Source organism: Bacillus sp. BSL6 (assembly GCF_052928345.1).
Genome location: NZ_JAVGCW010000012.1, coordinates 49447 through 65422, shown reverse-complemented (window position 1 = coordinate 65422; position 15976 = coordinate 49447). Strand labels below are relative to the sequence as shown.

General features: G+C 38.2%; 17 protein-coding genes and 1 pseudogene. All 18 read right to left on the bottom strand.

The annotated features are described in order from the left end of the window. Positions 1–253: 253 nt before the first annotated feature. Positions 254–460: a hypothetical protein gene (locus RCJ96_RS25410; protein ID WP_061157372.1), complete on the bottom strand. Its 207-nt coding sequence runs from the start codon at positions 458–460 to the stop codon at positions 254–256. Between the two features lie 32 nt (positions 461–492). Then, a pseudogene (locus tag RCJ96_RS25405) lies at positions 493–809 on the bottom strand (hypothetical protein). Between the two features lie 127 nt (positions 810–936). Further along, entirely contained in the window at positions 937–1233 is a 297-nt protein-coding gene (locus RCJ96_RS25400) for a hypothetical protein (RefSeq protein ID WP_061157373.1), read from the bottom strand. 25 nt (positions 1234–1258) lie between these two features. Beyond that, on the bottom strand, positions 1259–1576 hold the full coding sequence (locus RCJ96_RS25395) for a hypothetical protein (protein WP_175556113.1): 318 nt from the start codon (positions 1574–1576) through the stop codon (positions 1259–1261). Positions 1577–1597: 21 nt separating this feature from the next. Further along, positions 1598–2182, bottom strand: a complete 585-nt coding sequence (locus RCJ96_RS25390; RefSeq protein ID WP_061157375.1) for a hypothetical protein — start codon at positions 2180–2182, stop codon at positions 1598–1600. Between the two features lie 24 nt (positions 2183–2206). Beyond that, complete coding sequence (locus RCJ96_RS25385) at positions 2207–3331, bottom strand: peptidoglycan DD-metalloendopeptidase family protein (protein ID WP_061157376.1); 1125 nt, start codon at positions 3329–3331, stop codon at positions 2207–2209. A gap of 27 nt (positions 3332–3358) precedes the next feature. Beyond that, positions 3359–3757 (bottom strand): hypothetical protein, encoded by a 399-nt coding sequence (locus RCJ96_RS25380; protein WP_050249081.1) that lies wholly within the window; start codon positions 3755–3757, stop codon positions 3359–3361. Between the two features lie 40 nt (positions 3758–3797). After that, complete coding sequence (locus RCJ96_RS25375) at positions 3798–6518, bottom strand: CD3337/EF1877 family mobilome membrane protein (protein WP_061157377.1); 2721 nt, start codon at positions 6516–6518, stop codon at positions 3798–3800. Then, positions 6515–7015, bottom strand: a complete 501-nt coding sequence (locus RCJ96_RS25370; protein ID WP_050249071.1) for a hypothetical protein — start codon at positions 7013–7015, stop codon at positions 6515–6517. Before RCJ96_RS25370 ends, RCJ96_RS25375 begins: the two co-directional genes overlap by 4 nt. Positions 7016–7073: 58 nt before the next feature. After that, complete coding sequence (locus tag RCJ96_RS25365; protein ID WP_061157378.1) at positions 7074–9644, bottom strand: ATP-binding protein; 2571 nt, start codon at positions 9642–9644, stop codon at positions 7074–7076. After that, the gene (locus tag RCJ96_RS25360) at positions 9604–10155 is read right to left on the bottom strand and encodes a TcpE family conjugal transfer membrane protein (protein WP_000659661.1); all 552 of its coding nucleotides are present in this window, start codon (positions 10153–10155) and stop codon (positions 9604–9606) included. The genes RCJ96_RS25365 and RCJ96_RS25360 overlap by 41 nt, the downstream gene beginning before the upstream one ends. A 27-nt stretch (positions 10156–10182) precedes the next feature. Continuing rightward, positions 10183–10434 carry a TcpD family membrane protein gene (locus tag RCJ96_RS25355; RefSeq protein WP_000281809.1) on the bottom strand — a complete coding sequence of 84 codons (252 nt, stop codon included), beginning with the start codon at positions 10432–10434 and terminating at the stop codon, positions 10183–10185. 9 nt (positions 10435–10443) lie between these two features. After that, positions 10444–11421 carry a conjugal transfer protein gene (locus RCJ96_RS25350; protein ID WP_061157379.1) on the bottom strand — a complete coding sequence of 326 codons (978 nt, stop codon included), beginning with the start codon at positions 11419–11421 and terminating at the stop codon, positions 10444–10446. Between the two features lie 13 nt (positions 11422–11434). Then, complete coding sequence (locus RCJ96_RS25345; protein WP_061157380.1) at positions 11435–11692, bottom strand: hypothetical protein; 258 nt, start codon at positions 11690–11692, stop codon at positions 11435–11437. Next, positions 11689–12063: a hypothetical protein gene (locus RCJ96_RS25340; RefSeq protein WP_000494041.1), complete on the bottom strand. Its 375-nt coding sequence runs from the start codon at positions 12061–12063 to the stop codon at positions 11689–11691. Before RCJ96_RS25340 ends, RCJ96_RS25345 begins: the two co-directional genes overlap by 4 nt. Positions 12064–12077: 14 nt before the next feature. Continuing rightward, positions 12078–12290 (bottom strand): hypothetical protein, encoded by a 213-nt coding sequence (locus RCJ96_RS25335; protein WP_000488221.1) that lies wholly within the window; start codon positions 12288–12290, stop codon positions 12078–12080. A 4-nt stretch (positions 12291–12294) separates the two neighbouring features. Continuing rightward, the gene (locus RCJ96_RS25330; protein WP_073536445.1) at positions 12295–13137 is read right to left on the bottom strand and encodes a replication-relaxation family protein; all 843 of its coding nucleotides are present in this window, start codon (positions 13135–13137) and stop codon (positions 12295–12297) included. A gap of 5 nt (positions 13138–13142) precedes the next feature. Next, positions 13143–15968, bottom strand: coding sequence for a hypothetical protein (locus tag RCJ96_RS25325; protein WP_061157382.1), 2826 nt, complete (start codon positions 15966–15968; stop codon positions 13143–13145). Positions 15969–15976 lie beyond the last annotated feature (8 nt).

Sequence of the window (15976 nt, the reverse complement as noted above, 5' to 3'; positions counted from 1 at the left end):
TTAAGCACATATATCTAGATATATGTGCTTAAGTCTATTTTAGGGTGCATAACTTAAGTACATATACCTGTATCATGGAAAAACCTTGTCATTTCAACACTTGTTAACACTTACCTCTCAAAAAAACAACAAATTATACAGCTTTCAAAACCGCAACTTAATACCCTTTTACAATAAAAAATTTCACGTCAATATCAGCTCATGAAATAATAAAAAAGCCTTGTTGTATAAACAAGACTTTTCCCTTTTATTTTTATTTAATTGCATACCGACTATCTTCGGAAACACATAAACTTGCCGCATTCACTTTTATTCTACATTTTCCTAACCGCCGCTTTACTTCCGATTGTAATTTTTCATTTGCTTCCTCTAAAGAACTTGCTGGAATAATCGTAGATTGTGAGTCTGTTACCTTGCCACTATACATCACTGAAAAGTTCAATTCATATTGATGTATCAAGTTTTCTCCACTCCTTTTTTTTCTAGTTTTCCTCACAGATCATTCTTACTTGTCGCTTCTTCTTGTAGTTTTTGAAGAGTACGTATTTGTGGTACATACCAACTTTTTCTTAATCCGATGATTGTAATTCCTACAATTAGAATCAAAAGGCTTGTAGAAAAATATCTTGTGTTTCCCATAACGTGCACAAATACAGAAGACTTCCCGAACAAAAATAATACATGGCCAATAATAGGTTTATATTTGCAATTATCATTTGTTTCTTTATAATTGCGGCGATTCCTGCTAAAACAAGCGTACAAACTCCTATACTTAGCAAAATATATGCAATAACCTTAAAAAAAATCATCCCATCACCCCTTTTTCTACAAAAACTCATTTAAGCCGCTTAAAAGACCGTATAAAAGCCACAATCTTATTCAATACCAAATATATTAATGGTTTATCTAAAAACGATTACAAATTAATCTGAAATGTCATTTTTTCTGAAAGGGAAACTTTTTGTGTTGAAAATCATATATACTTTGTTTTCCAACATATCCAATTGAAAACCCTGTAAAAAAAGTTGCACCTATGATTTTTAATCCCCATTGCCATGTGTTTTCCTGTAAAAAATGGTGCGAAACATAGAGACATACCCCTGTACAAATAATGATCCAGATTCCATATTCATCATATTTTCTCTGTTCTAACTTTTGTTCTTGGAACGGATATACCTGGATAAACAAAAAGGCTATCAGCAAAACTGACAGCCCAATTCCCAATACGATCATTCTTTATCGCCCCATTTCAACTCAATTACACCTCTTTATAGCGCTTCTGTAACAATTGCTGTACACGTGCCGCATACATTTTAAAATAGGGCATATTTTGCGAGGAAACCTTTCCAAAGTCCATATGCATTAATGTTTCTTCTAACAGTTTGAACTCAAATTCTAGGAATGTATCATGTTGTTTCTGAATTGAATGCGGGATATTATGCAAGGCATCCGCAATTTCTCGCACGTATGTCACACTAGATTCATCTTGGTTTGAATATGAAAATACATTTCGAATCAATACAAACGTTTCTTGCAATATTTCATACCCGATATGATGCAATACATTTTGATTCACCAACTCCCCTCATTCCTTTCCCTATGGTCCTTCAATTCCTGTATTGATTTGGAACTCATAATTTTCTACAAACCATTTCTCACCTTCTAATAGTAAATTTAATTTCATGGTGTGTTTTTCTTGTTGTTCTGTTCCATCTATCGTTACAAGATAATCATATTTAACCGTTACATCCGCTTTATTATCAGCGGTTTTGATATAGTACATATCTGTTATCTTTGCTTTTGTTTGAATATGCATAGAGCCATCATCTTCTACATGGTTATGTGCATCCTCTGGTACGTTTAATAATTTGTTTCTTGCTTCCCCTGTTATCATTTCTTTGATCTTCTCAAATCCTGGCTTTTCTTTTTGCTTATTATCATTCTGTATTAACAGTTCTACAAACTGTTTTGCTACTCCTTGCCCTTTATCTTGCGTATTTTCTGTTAAAACGGTTACGCGCTTTTCCAATGCTCGATTCTCTGTTTTTAGCTCTTTTACTTGTTCCGTCCATTTCTTTTCCGTCCTTTCAACTTTATGTTGTAAAGTACGATTTTGATTCCATAACCATACACTGATACCCACTAATACGAGTATGATTAAACCAACGATTCCCTGTTTCATCCCTAATCCTCGCTTTCTTTCCGTTTATTTCGGCAAATAAGGTACTGGGTCGACTTGACCAAATCTCAAAGATGTTTTGATCTCAAAGTGAAGATGTGGCCCTGTTACTTGCCCTGTTCTTCCGCAAACACCTACCTGTTGACCGACTCCAATGTTTTGTCCTTCCTGTACAGTAATAGACGACATATGACCATATAAACTCCAATATCCATTCCCATGATTAATGACAACTACGTTTCCATATCCACCAAAACCCGAACCAGAAGCGCCAAATTTCGCCCACTCTACAACGCCACCTTTCGACGCGGCAATTGCGGTGACACCGTCCTGGCAAGAATAATCAATTCCTTTATGAATGGTGCCCCAGCGTGGTCCAAATGGGCTTGTAATCGTCGTTTGAGCGATAGGACGAATAAACCCTTGTGAGCTTGCTGATCCCGTATCTACAACGCCGCCTGGCTTTCCCGCTTCACAATTAAAAGTAAGGCCGCCCATTTGCGTAACAAATTTTGTTACTAATACAGGCCATAAACCATTTGTACCATGCGGATCATTTGCGGCTCCTGGCGGTGCATATTTAGCTCCAATTGCTTCTATTGTTGTAATCCCCATACCGATATAGTTTTTATATAAGTTTCGGGCCATAGCGTTGATTCCTTCATCTAAAGTGGCAAACTTCATGAACCCTTTCATCTGAGAACTACCAGGGTCCATGAGGCCACCAGGGTTGTTATAGTTCTTTACTGCATTAGAAGTACCGTTCCCCGTTTCCAATCTTGCAATGGCTGCTAGTAAAACAGGATCAATTTGGTTTTGTGTTCCTGCATTTAAAAAGGCTTGTGCTTTCCCTGTAAAAACGCCGCCCAAGTGGGGTTGTAGTTCTTCTGGTGCCACTGTTTTTCCACCTGGACGACAAACCGTCATTCCATTACTTGGGATGGTTGCTGGTGCTTCCTCTTCTTTTTTGCCAATTCCTTGCCCCAAAACAATAAATAAAAGAAATCCAATACAGACGAACAATCCTATTGTGAAAGTAGAACTCCCAAAAAGAAATGTCAGTAACCAGGATTTCTTTTTCTTCTTTTTTTGTACTTGTGCAATATCTTCTTGTATCGTTTTGTCTACGACTTCTTTTATTTCTGGTTTCATATCATCCCTCCCCCCTTACAACATGTATCAAGATTGATTGGAATACTTTCGTACAATTAGCCCATATGTAAGGGCTAAAAGAATGGGTATAATCGCAAAAGCATGAAATAGTAACGTTAAAACAGTAGATTGCTGGTCTTGTATAAAATGTAGTAATCCAAAATGACCGATTCCTACAAACCAAATGAAAAACGCTAATTTCACTCTATCATCAATACGACAATGTAACTCATTATGGATAATTTGAAGAGTTAGAAGAATGAGTGTATACCAGATAAGTAATCCTAAACCAATCCATCCTAATAAATCTGTCTGCCATTCTCTCTGTATGAAAAGAATGATGATGTTCATCCACCCAAAACATCCGATACAAAGAAAAATACTGATACTCACCATTTTCATACACGTTAATCCCCAGTGTTTCATAGCTATATCGCTCCTTTTTTCGTAAAAAAATAGTAAAGTCCTAAAAGTCTAGGACTCTACTCATCTTTTTTGGTGGCTCCAAATCATCTAAGTTATCTAAGTTTTGCGGATCAGTAGAAGGCATCCAGTTTTCACTTCCCGCGGCTACAGCTCCATATTGTATATCTGGTGTATCGATTGTTTCCGCTTCTCCTTGAATCAGTTCATTTTTGCTTACTTCTTTCTCATTTACTCGTGTTAAATCAGTAGGGGAAATGGATTCCGTTGGGATAAATGAGTCAGAAGAATTTGTTTCTTGTACAGTTGACTCGACATCTATATTAGGGTTTTTTGCAACAATCTCCCCCGCTTCATTCACTTCTGCAGGAATAGCATCTGGAATATCTGCACTTGTTGTTTCTGGTGTATGAGGTACAATGACACCTTCCTCATTTACATCTGCACGAATTGTATCTGGTATTAAAGGTTCATTTGCCTCTGTTTCAATTGGCGTTGAAATTTCTTGTTGTGGAATATTTGTTGAAGTTTCCTGTTCTGGTTGTATTTCTTCTCTTGAAATATCCATCGGAATTTCTTCTGTTGGAATGTCTTGTTGTGGGATATCGGATGGGATTTTTTCAAATGTTTCATGGTCTGATGACACTTCCTCTAATGGAAGTTCTTGTGTTGGTACTTCTGTTTGAATCTCTTCATATGCCTCCATATCGCTTGAAACTTCTTCTAATGGCATTTCTTGTTCTGGTACCTCTGTTTGGATTTCTTCATATGCTTCCATATCAGTTGAAACCTCTTCTAATGGTACCTCTTGTTCTGGTACTTCTGGCTGTACCTCTTCATATACTTCTATATCAGTCGGAATATCTTCTAATGGTACCTCTTGTTCTGGAACTTCTGGTTGAACTTCTTCATATCCCTCTATATCAGCTGGCATTTCCTCTCCTGTTGGAATTTCCTCATCTTCTAAAGATACAAGTTCTGGTTGAACTTCCATTTCTGTTCCTTCTTGTTGTTCTTCCATTTCTTGTTCTAATGCTTCCTTATCTAAGCTGATAAGGTCTTGTTGCATTGGTGCCTCTTCTTCACTTGGTGTCGTTTGTTCTTTTCCTTCCTCTTCCTGCTGTGGTAAATTCCCTTCTTTATCACGATCCTGTAAGGAAATAAGATTTCCTTTCTTTTTATTCTCTTCTTTTTCTTGTTCCGTTTGATTATTTGGTAAATCATTCGGTATATTCGCTTGCACTAACGGGTTGGCTTTTGTCTTTTCGTCGTCTGTCCCGGCATTTTCTAACTGGCCGCCTGCCGCCGCTAATTCAGCCGCGCTGTTAAAATGTGCTCCCATTTTGTCTCCAATATAAGACATTGTGTTTCCAGCGTACTCTTTTCCTTTATCTACAAAGTTTTCAGTCATAAGAGATATATTTGTGACTGTCTCATACACGCCACGTGCTCGACTAAAGGCCGCAACAATATTTCCTCTAAACAGGTAGCAAAGAACAAAAACAAGAATTTGAAAAATCATTGTAGATACATACCCTGCAACGCCCGCTTCTGGCAATACATATAGTAATTCTGCCACCGTAAAGATGATAACAAGCATAACTGACATAAAGATTTTTAATGCCAAAGGGCGAATCCATTGTGAAGCCCAGCTTTCAATGACTCTACGATGTCCTGGCAATAGAGCCACCGTCATGACGATTGGTGAGATAATACTCATGACAAGGAACCATAATTGGAATGCTACAATCAGTAAACAAAACGCGATTACTGGAACACCTGCGAATGTATTCACAACATAATACATGACTGTAAATACTAGGCGCTCTCCTACAGAAGAAATCACCATCATTTGATTTCCGTCTTTAACTTCCTTTTTTATCTTTTCATCTCTATCTTTTCCAAGAGGCGTTGCTAATAGTTCATCTACTCGTTTAGCACCTAATTTTTCTTTTGAATCCTCTCCATACTGTAGAAACAAATATGGTCGTTCAACTAACAAATCCCAAATCTGCTTTTTTACTGAAAAGATTGCATCCGCTTTGGAACGTCCTGGATCACCTGCAACCGTTCCTGTTGCTTTTGCTAATACCGTTACACTAATTTCAGAACTAATCGTATTTGCACTTTTTAAAATCGCCCCTGCATTTCCAATGTACGTAACAATAAAAGCAATAACCAAAACTGTTTTTACTAACTCACTTAAACCTTTTGAGGGCTGGCGCTTAATAAAGAAAATATAGCCCGCATAACAAGCCGATAACACACAAGCAATGCCGATAATTGCTGGGAATAGTCCAGAAGATGAAAAACCACCTTTTTCAATACCAGCGATATTTTGCATAGCCGCACCTAATTTATCCGCTACAGTATCTACAATATCCAGGTTCAACGCTTGATCGACTAAAAAAATAGTTAATTGGCCGAGAATCACATTTAACTGAAAGGCCATATTCGCAAACCATTGACAAGTTGTATACAACATCCTTTGTAAATCTTTGCCTACACTATCATCACCAAATAAGTACCCACCAACTTTTTGAAATACATTTTTTTCATCTTCCTTTGGCTGGTACGTATCAATCTCATAATATTTATCTTTGTAAATCCCATCTGTGTACCCACTAAATAGATTTTCAGAAATTCGCGCCCCTTTTTGTTCCTGTTTTTCTTCTGTTTTTGTATCTTCCGCTAGGGCCACATGAGGCCCTAACGGTAGTAAAAAGAATACAAGAATCATACAAATAGAGAAAAGTTTTTTCATTCCTTTTGCCCCCATTTATGGACATGTATAGGTTTTACACTCCCAACTATGTCCTTGATATTATGTTCCCAATTCCAAGTCCAGCTATAATTTTTCCATTTCCCATCTTTCACCATTTTTAACTCTATATTTACTGTCCCATCCTTTACAGGATCATAGAATTTTACTGCGTAATAGAGTTCATTTTTTCCTTCCTCTAAATCATATCTATATAAATCGTATCTACTTCCCATATCCTTACTAGCTCCTGGATGACGTACACTTCTATCCTCATCCTTTAATGGTTCATAAACTAACGTTGCTAACTTTCCGTAGTCCACTTCAATTTCAGCTTTAACATAATCCATAACCGCTTTATCTGCTTCTTTTATATCCCTTTCTTTCTGGCTCTCTTGTTGATTTGCATTGCTTTTCGTTTCATTTGAGCAACCCGCAACCCCCGTTACCATCAACATTCCTGCTACACATAATCCAGATAACATACGTAATTTTTTCATTGTTCCATCCTCCATATACAGATAATTCAGAATACTCTTATCTGTATTGTAATACGAATTACGCCAATTGTTGTGCGCGTTCTTCGTCTGTTTTCGTAGAGGAATCAAATGCAGTCTTTAATTCTTGGAAAACAGGATCAATTTCTACAACCGCTGTGCGGCCGAAAATATCCTGGAACAACGCTTCGCCGCGTCTAAGTTGGCGTAGCATTAAGATATTTTCTTCTGTGACCGGTAAGTTATAGTAACGCAACATTTCTTCCGCTTCCTTATCGTATTTCAATGCAAAACAGAATTTCATCCCCACATTTGCAACCTCTTTATTTTCTGATTGATAATCGGATGCGTTTTGTGTTCCTAAATACAAGCCGATATTGTGATAACGTCCTTCTCGAATGATTTTGTCAGAAGACGCCGCACCCTCTTTATTTTTCAAAATACTTGATGCCTCATCTTGTAGGTATACTTTGAAAATACTACGATCGGAATGCATTAAGGATTTACCAAATGCCGCTAATGCAATTAAGATACTACGAGATAATTTATCTGTAACACTTTCATTCTTTTCCTCTGATTTCGGAATGCGTAAATGTTGAATTTGTAATACCTGTAATGGACGTTCTAGGCTTAATACGCGGTAATCTTGACCTGGTCTACCAAACAATAAATCTCCTAACTGGATGCCTTCTAAGGTTGCTAAACGATTTGTAAGAGCGTTTAATCGTTCTAATTCAGTTGGCAATAGGTTAGGTTCTTTCTTCATTTCCTCTAGTTCTTTACGAACCAAAGTTAAACATGCGTCTTCTTTTTTCGCTACTCGTTCAATCGCTTTATATAAATAGTCATATCGAATATCCTCTAATCCTACATCCGATAGGAACGTTAAAATTTCAAGTGCTAAACTCTTCGCATCTTCAATTGTTGCGCTTATTCGGAATGGGTCTAAACAGCCTGCATCCTTTTTATCCTTCCCAAGCGTCCACACTTGCAAGGTATCCTCATTGAACCCTGGCAATAATTCGGGCCATCTTGTGCGGTCCCCTTTAGGATCAATAATAAATGCCCTTCCGCCACTCATAACAATCCAGAAAGCGAGTAAGTTCATTAGGAACGATTTCCCTTTCCCTGTTTGCCCCGCGAACATAACCGATAAACTTTCAAATGCTGTCACAATGTTATCTAATGCTTTCGCCGCTAGTTCGGGACGAACAAAAACAGGACGATTTAATTTCTTTGTCTTTCCAATGTAAAACCCTTGATTGTCACCAATTTGTGTTGTGGCCCCAAACATGCCCATTGCAAGTACGCCTGGTTCCACAAACAGTTTAAAGTCCGTATTGTAACGTTTCGAGCCTGGTAAGAACTCGTAAAAGTATGCTAATTGTTCTCCATATGGATTAACCAATTCAATTTTCATTTTGCGATATTCTGTAATCAGCGTATTGACGCGTGATTTTAATGTTTTCTCATCTTCTGCATATACACAAAACAGTACACTTAGTTCATATCCAGGTGCTCCCGTTGTTTCAAATCGATCTTTTACAATTTTGACGCCTCTTGCTTTACGATCAATTGTTAAATCTGTTGTGCGACCACCTACCATCGCTTGTTGACGTTGATCGTTTAATTCCAGTTCACTATTGGAGAGTTTTTGGGTAACCATCTGATTTTCTAAGTGATAAGCTCGAATACTCATTTCAACAGGAAACTTTAACGAATGAGATTGAATGCGATAAATCCACTCTCCACCAGGAAAGGCCGATATTTCGGGCATATCTTTCACCGCAAGAAAAGCAACATGAGAGGTTTCGATTTCTCCTTCTTCATTTTGTCTTTCGAGTATAAGAGAACGCCCTGGGCTTTCATCAATCACGGTATCCGTTAAGTGCACCATTTCTTGTAAATCTGGCCGACGTACTTTTACCGCCTTTCCTTCTTCATTTTTCAAGGTAACCGTAGAACCTACTTTCCAGTTTTGATCCCGATTCAGTTCTTTCATGCCACGTTTAAAGTTATGATGGAATAAAAAGCGCGTTGTTGACGGTTTCGCACGTCTGGTATTATGAAAGGCCCCTCTAACCTGGCTAAATAAAACGTCTTCTACTTCTAAATAATTTTCAATTTCCTCTTCTAAAATATCCGTCACATTCATACCCGATATGTTTTGGGCTGTCTCTGCAAATCCTTCTCTAACCTTCTTCATAAACTTCCATGTTTCTACGACAGGGTTACGAATTTGTCTTTCTTTCTGTTCCATATTCAGTTGTACTAAAACGAAAAAGCGATATTCCATGTTCTCTTTCGCAATGGCCGCATTTCGTAAGTATTCTTTTACCTTTTTAAAAAGAAAGCGTCCTGTTGGGGCCATTGGCCCTTTTAAAGTGGAAATATGTTCATCCAGAATTTCATCTGAATTTGTTGTACGAGGAATCACAAGTAAGTGGATATCATATTCTTGATGGGTAAAAAGAGCGAGTTGATTGCGATAATATACTTTTTTTGTGCTTTCATCTTGATGATCGTATTCGAATCCGTCTACTTCATATACTGCGGATACTTTTCCGTCTGTACTAAACGCTAAATTCTTTTCAACGTGCTTTAATGGTGATCTGTTCATCGTTTTCAACATCTTTCATTTCCTCCTTTTGGGGTAAAAATGTCAGGTTATAAGCGTGTATGTCTTTCTCTTCTTCTTCGCTAGCTACATGTACTATTGGTATATCTTTAACGTCATATTGCACACACACATGACCACGAATCACATGTTTTTTTAATTTCGGCAAGGTCACTAATCGGCTACTTTGATGTTTACGTAAACGAAATGTGACCCAGGACCGAACAAAAGAGAAAAGTGATTTTCCATCTGTTTTATATTTATCCGCGCCCCATACGAGGAAAAGAGGAATCACACCATAATACATGAGCCAAACTTGATCGATCATATCCCCGAATATCCATTTAAAGGGAGGGAGGAAGCGGAAGGCTACAAGCCCCGCTTCTACCGCCGCAAAATAACCAAGTGCCCTCCATGTAACCGCACGCGGAAGACGATACCCCATAATTTCGTACTGTCTTCGCATATAGTTCATATAGCTTCCGAAACAATAGACAATGATAGATTTTGATTCTTTTTCCTTCATGTAGCTCCCTTCCTTTCCATCCCTTACTTAGACGCCAAATAATCCACCTAACCACGTTCCGATTGTTTTTAATGCATCTGGTTTGTTAATGAAGAATACAACAATCCCGCCGCCAACAATTAACGTGATCGCTTTTCCCCATGCACGCTTTGCCGCTACGATCAAGATAACAATGATAAACGCACAATATAATGCGTATGTTCCTTGTGTCTTCATCATTTCAAAAAATCCTTCCAACCCGATTCCTAACACAAAATGATTTATATTGAACATATACATGCCCCTCTCCTATTTTGTTTTTAAGTCTTTTACAACCCATTGCTTTCCATCTTGTTTTACAAACAACGTGTAACCTGTTTTCATTTTCGTTTCAGAATGCGGATCAATCATAGATACCTCTGTTTGTACCTCATACGTGCCTTTTGTTTTTCCTGGATAAATCTTAGAGGAAAGTACATTTTCAAATTTCATGGCTCCTTCTAACCCTTTAATATCCGTATTAGCTAGCACATACGCGAGTTCTTTTTGTGTTGCGGTCGTATAGGATTTAAAGAACGTGGGTAGAAATTCTCGAATGTCTTCTTTTACAGCGAGTTCATGGACTTCCTCTCGGTCTTTTCCTTCTTTTCCTTCTGGTACTTCCGCTTTTTCATTCACCTTGACGATTTGAGGGAATCCACTAATCACAAAAGCCTTTCCATCTGATTGAACAGGAACCGACACTTGCTGGATCACCTCCTTATCCTCTGGTCCGCTATTATCTGCTTTCATGCGGCTTAATTTGTATTTCACTTTAAAAATTACGTTTGCTTCTTTCTCTGTAACCTCATCTACTTTTAATACAGTTGCGTATAGAAAATTGGAATCCCATTGCATACTTACAAAATCTAAACCAACTTGCGGATCAAATGTTTTCGGTATATAGGGATGTAAGCGCTCTGAACGTTTCTTCTTGCCTTCATCCCCTCTTTGCCATGTAAAGTATTCCTTTGCGAATCCGCGCGCAAATTCAATTGCTTCTGGACGTGTAGAAAGGTTTTGTTTTTGCGTAACTTCCTTTGGAGTGGTGCTGGCCTTTGCTTGTATATCTCCCTTTCCTTTTACTACGGTTGTGATGGATACAATTAGCATCCAACTAAACAGGAGCCAAAAGGCCCATTTTCCAATTAAGCGCCCTTTATAAGAAGGAAGCTTTGTGGCTTTCCTTGCCTTCCCTTGCTTACTTTCAAATGTTTTTGCAAACCACTGTTTCACCTTTTGAAGCATATTCATCCCCCTTTCAATTTCGGTACTGGCGTAAAGATCGTTCGTAGCAATCACGAGCGAATGAAGCCATGCCAACTGCGGTTGATTCATCTTTTATTTCGTTTCTTGCATAATTGATAAAATTATTAAGTTTCGTTTGACTGCCTGTAATATATGGGAATCTAGCATGAACCACATACCGTTTGTCTCCATCCCTCCCCACATCAAAGGACGCTCCATCTGTAGCCCGAAATTCTCTTACAAAATCCAAACCTTCCAATTCGTCCATCATGCACTCTCCTTTTCTCTTAAAACTGTAAGAAACTTGTTTGCCTTTTCTTTAAACATCCACCCTTTGTCTATCCTTGCTTGCTCGAACATGTCATAACAGCTGATTTCACGCTCGATTTCTAACATGGCTTTTTCTTTTGTAAGCTCTACCCCATCACACTTCCATTCCAATTCATCTGTATTTAATCCAATTTCTATTTCGATAATTTTTCCGTTTTCCATCAGATAAAACTTCTGCATATATACATCTGTTTGAGACAAACAAATCTCATGTACTTCCTCACAACCCATTCCCTCATAGATTTCCACTAGAAATTGAGCTTCAACTTCTCCCACATTTCCTCTTTCATAAGTGTTTTTATGTGTAAACATCGTTTATCTCCCCCTTATGATCGACTATCGGCCATCTTCCATATTCCCACTACCACCAGGAAGAAAAGCAAGACACCTTCCCATCCTTGCGTATAGTAAATTTCCACCACTTTACTTTTCACCGCTTCCCAGGCTTCTCGTGATCCTGGTACCCTTTCAAATAACCAATCTGAAAAGACAACTAATAGAAAAATACTGGCGCTTATCGATAAAATAAACCGAAACACATTCTTAGAACCTCACTTTCTCATTTGTATTTTGAATATTCCGATAAATATTCCCAAATGGGTCTTGCAATATATCTTGAAACAGTGTGATATAAACTGGAATTTCTGGACTGCTTACCCCTTTTAAGTAGCGAATCAATTCTTTTTCCCTACTTTCACTACCTGCAACAAATACCAGGCGCCATATCGGTATTTCATATCCCATACCAGCATGTGTCCGATAGTCTGCCTTTTTTCCTTCTTGCGTCATGAAGTCGTTATAACGGATGATCTTTTTTTCTAATACTTCTTTTGATCCGTAAGAACGTTCCATTTCCATGAATACACCAATGTTTTTATCAATCGCTTCTTTTAATCCAATTACCGCAACCCCATCTGGGCGTATGACGCGATTTTTTCCTTTTGCATATTGGAATGTGGCCCGCGGTTCATTGATCCATTCTTTTAATTCCAATCTTTCTTCTCGTTTCGATATTAATGTCATGGCACATTCAATTTTTGCTAACATTAAACTGTGATATACAAAGGATGCCGAACGTTGGGACCAACTACTTTTCCAATGCACACTCCCTCTTAATCCACAAACTGTTTCTACTCCCTTTGCCGCAAGCGTATATACGTTTTGCGGTCTTCCAGATTTACGAACCTGGTTTCTTGAAACAGGTATGGGAAGTAATTCATTTTTTAAATATTTTTCTTGTACCAAACGATTCAAACGGTAGTATACTGATTTTTTCTTATGGTTTGGATATACTTTTTCTGTTATATACTCCATATCAACATAGATGTGATTGTGTATATCCATAAGTAAGCTTTGGTCTTCTTCCAATAACAACATACTGCACATAGTCTCTACTCCTTTTCCCACATATCGAAAATGCTTTTTTCTCCTTTCATAACTGCCTCCATTTCATCCTCACCCTTTGATGGTTCGATGATTGGCGTTTCTTCTGGAAGTTCTATTTCTGATTCTTTTGTTTGTGTTTCTGGCTGTTTCACTTCTTGTTTTTCTTCTTTCACTTTTACCGCTTCGGTAGCTTGTTTTCGAAATGGGATAATTTGCGCTTGATTTGTGGGTTCAACTGGCTTTGTTTCGGAAACAGGTTCTTTCACTTCTTCATTGGAAGGTGCTTTTTCTTCTAATTCATCTAGCCCCGATGTCACAACAGGTTCTTCTTTTGTTAAATTGACTTTTTCGGCTTGTTGATACTTGCCTTTTCCATATAGAAACTCATCAATTTCCTTGTCGATTTCTAATCCTGCTTTCCCATTTTGTTGCTCTAAAGAATGAATCTTTGCTCTGGTCCATTCATTAGATGCATGAATTTCTTTTTCGTTTTTATAATTCGCCACTTTCCCATTTGGTAGATAGCGGTCTAATGGTGGAACACGTATCGTACACCACACATTTTTTGCCTCACCTCTGATATAATCTTGTGTTTGAATCGCCACAACTAAGTTAGGAAGATTTTGCAAATACTCTGTACGGAATTGCTTTTGCATAATGCCCTCTAGCGTTTTCGCGGAATTATGACCTTGCCTACATACAAAGTAATTTCCACCCGCCTCTGTTAACATGTCTGTTAACTCTCTGTCTAACTGTCCCGAAACTTGCTGGGTAATCACCCATAATCCAAATCCATGCTTCCGATCCTTTGCAATGATTTTCGGAAGAACAGGTACTGGTACGTCATGGGCTTCATCTATCACGCCTAAATGTAGTTTTGAACCATGCGGCCGCTGTTGGGCGATACGGTGATATTGATTACAAATGTAACCGACTGTTAGTAATGTATCTTCTTTTCCCATGCCCGCTAAATCATAAAAGATAAGGTGGCCTTCATCCATCCACTTCCGAATTTCTAAGGAGAAGCCTGTTTGCCCGTACATACGCTTTAAATACAACGTATTACGGAAGATATCTAATCGGTTTAAAATGGCCTGTGTGCTGTCCTCTAATGCGCTTCCTACTTCATATTTCCAAAAATGAGAGTAATATTTTTGTTCTGGTCCTTGTAAATTGGCTATTACGTTTGCTCGAAACAGTTCATCACTTATGAATAATGGGATACTTAAAATCGTATGAATTTGACTCTTATCACAAAGTAACGTCCCAATAATCGCTCTTAGTAATCTTTCGGTTTGTTGCGCTTGCCCTTGAATCATTAACTTAATCATTTCCATAATGGATTCAACTACTGTTTGAATATCTTCATTGGGAAAACGATGAAACAAATTCAATGCTGGTGGATGATCTGTGTTTCGAAAACGGATAAAGTGAACCTTGCTCCAATCCACTTGTTTTCCATCCTTTTCCGCTTTTAAGAGTCGATTCATTGCTACATATGCCAAATCTTCGGTTGGATCAAATAGAGATAATCCACCCGCTTCATTCGGATTTTCTAGCCATTTATCAATGACACTTTGCATCAATCTCATGGCAATGGTGCTTTTACCAGACCCAACTTTCCCCGTAATGTAACCATGATTCTTGAAAAAGTCTTCTCGAATTTTTACTAATCGATCCTTGATATAGGGATGCATCACATGGCCAATTGAAATGCCTTCGGCCAATAAATCATTTGGTATCATGTTTTCCCCTTTATCTAGATACAAGATGTTACGCTCTGTCTTGCTGTTTTTATCACCCGTTACATTCGGAAGATGGAACAAGTTTAATAGCTCTGATCCCGTCCAAATCATTTTTCCGTATACGGGATGTGGTACAGCTGGCATACTGCGTCTAAAACGCCTGTATCTAAGTTCATTCACATCTGCCATAATACTTGCGACCATATGCCCTAAGTTCTTGATAACAGGTACACCAGGATAATAGTCACTTGCAAATGAAACAGATACTTGAAACGCCACTTCATTTTTGGCAAACCGCTTATTTAATGCGCGAATTTCTTCTTTTTCAAAGGCATCTAGCCCATGCTTTTTCTTCTTTCGAATGGCCTTTTCTGCTTTTCGAATCCCTTTTGTCAGCTGATATCCGTTATCTGGTGTAAAAGCAATATCAATCCATGTTTTTTCTTCCATTGCGCTTCCTAACATCGGTAATACATCACGTGTATAGCGTGCTAGTGATAACGTGGCATCTAGCCGCTTTCTCTTTAATACCATCCGTCCTCCTACCGCTTTTCTTGTTGGAAATGGCATTTCTTCCTTTGGAACGCTATAAATTTCACTGTGGGTATAGGCGCTTTGTATTGCTTGCACAACCTGTTTGATCTTATCTTCTGGACCACCTACATAAAAGCGGACACGCTCATTTTCTCCCTCTGGACGATACATCGTCATGCGGTACCAATCACGACCTTTTAACAGGCGTTCTAAAGGTTTTCGGCCCGAACCATGTACATGCCGAATCATTTGCCCTAGCTTATCTGGTGTAACTTCATCATCTATGTGAGGGATGAATAATACATATCGATACCGCTTCTTTTCTAGATACAAATAGATGCCATGTAAGACAATTCGTATGACAATTCCCAACAGGATCAATAAGGCAATCCCGCGAAACACACCGACTACAGTTGGCACCAGCTTCATTAATTCTGTAAGGATTCTTTCTTTGGAAAACCAGACAAATGCAACAGCTCCTATACCTAAAAACATTTTCCAGTTCTTTTCTATGAAGTTTTCAATTTCTTTGTCGAGCTTGCTGTGCGCCACTTCTTCAC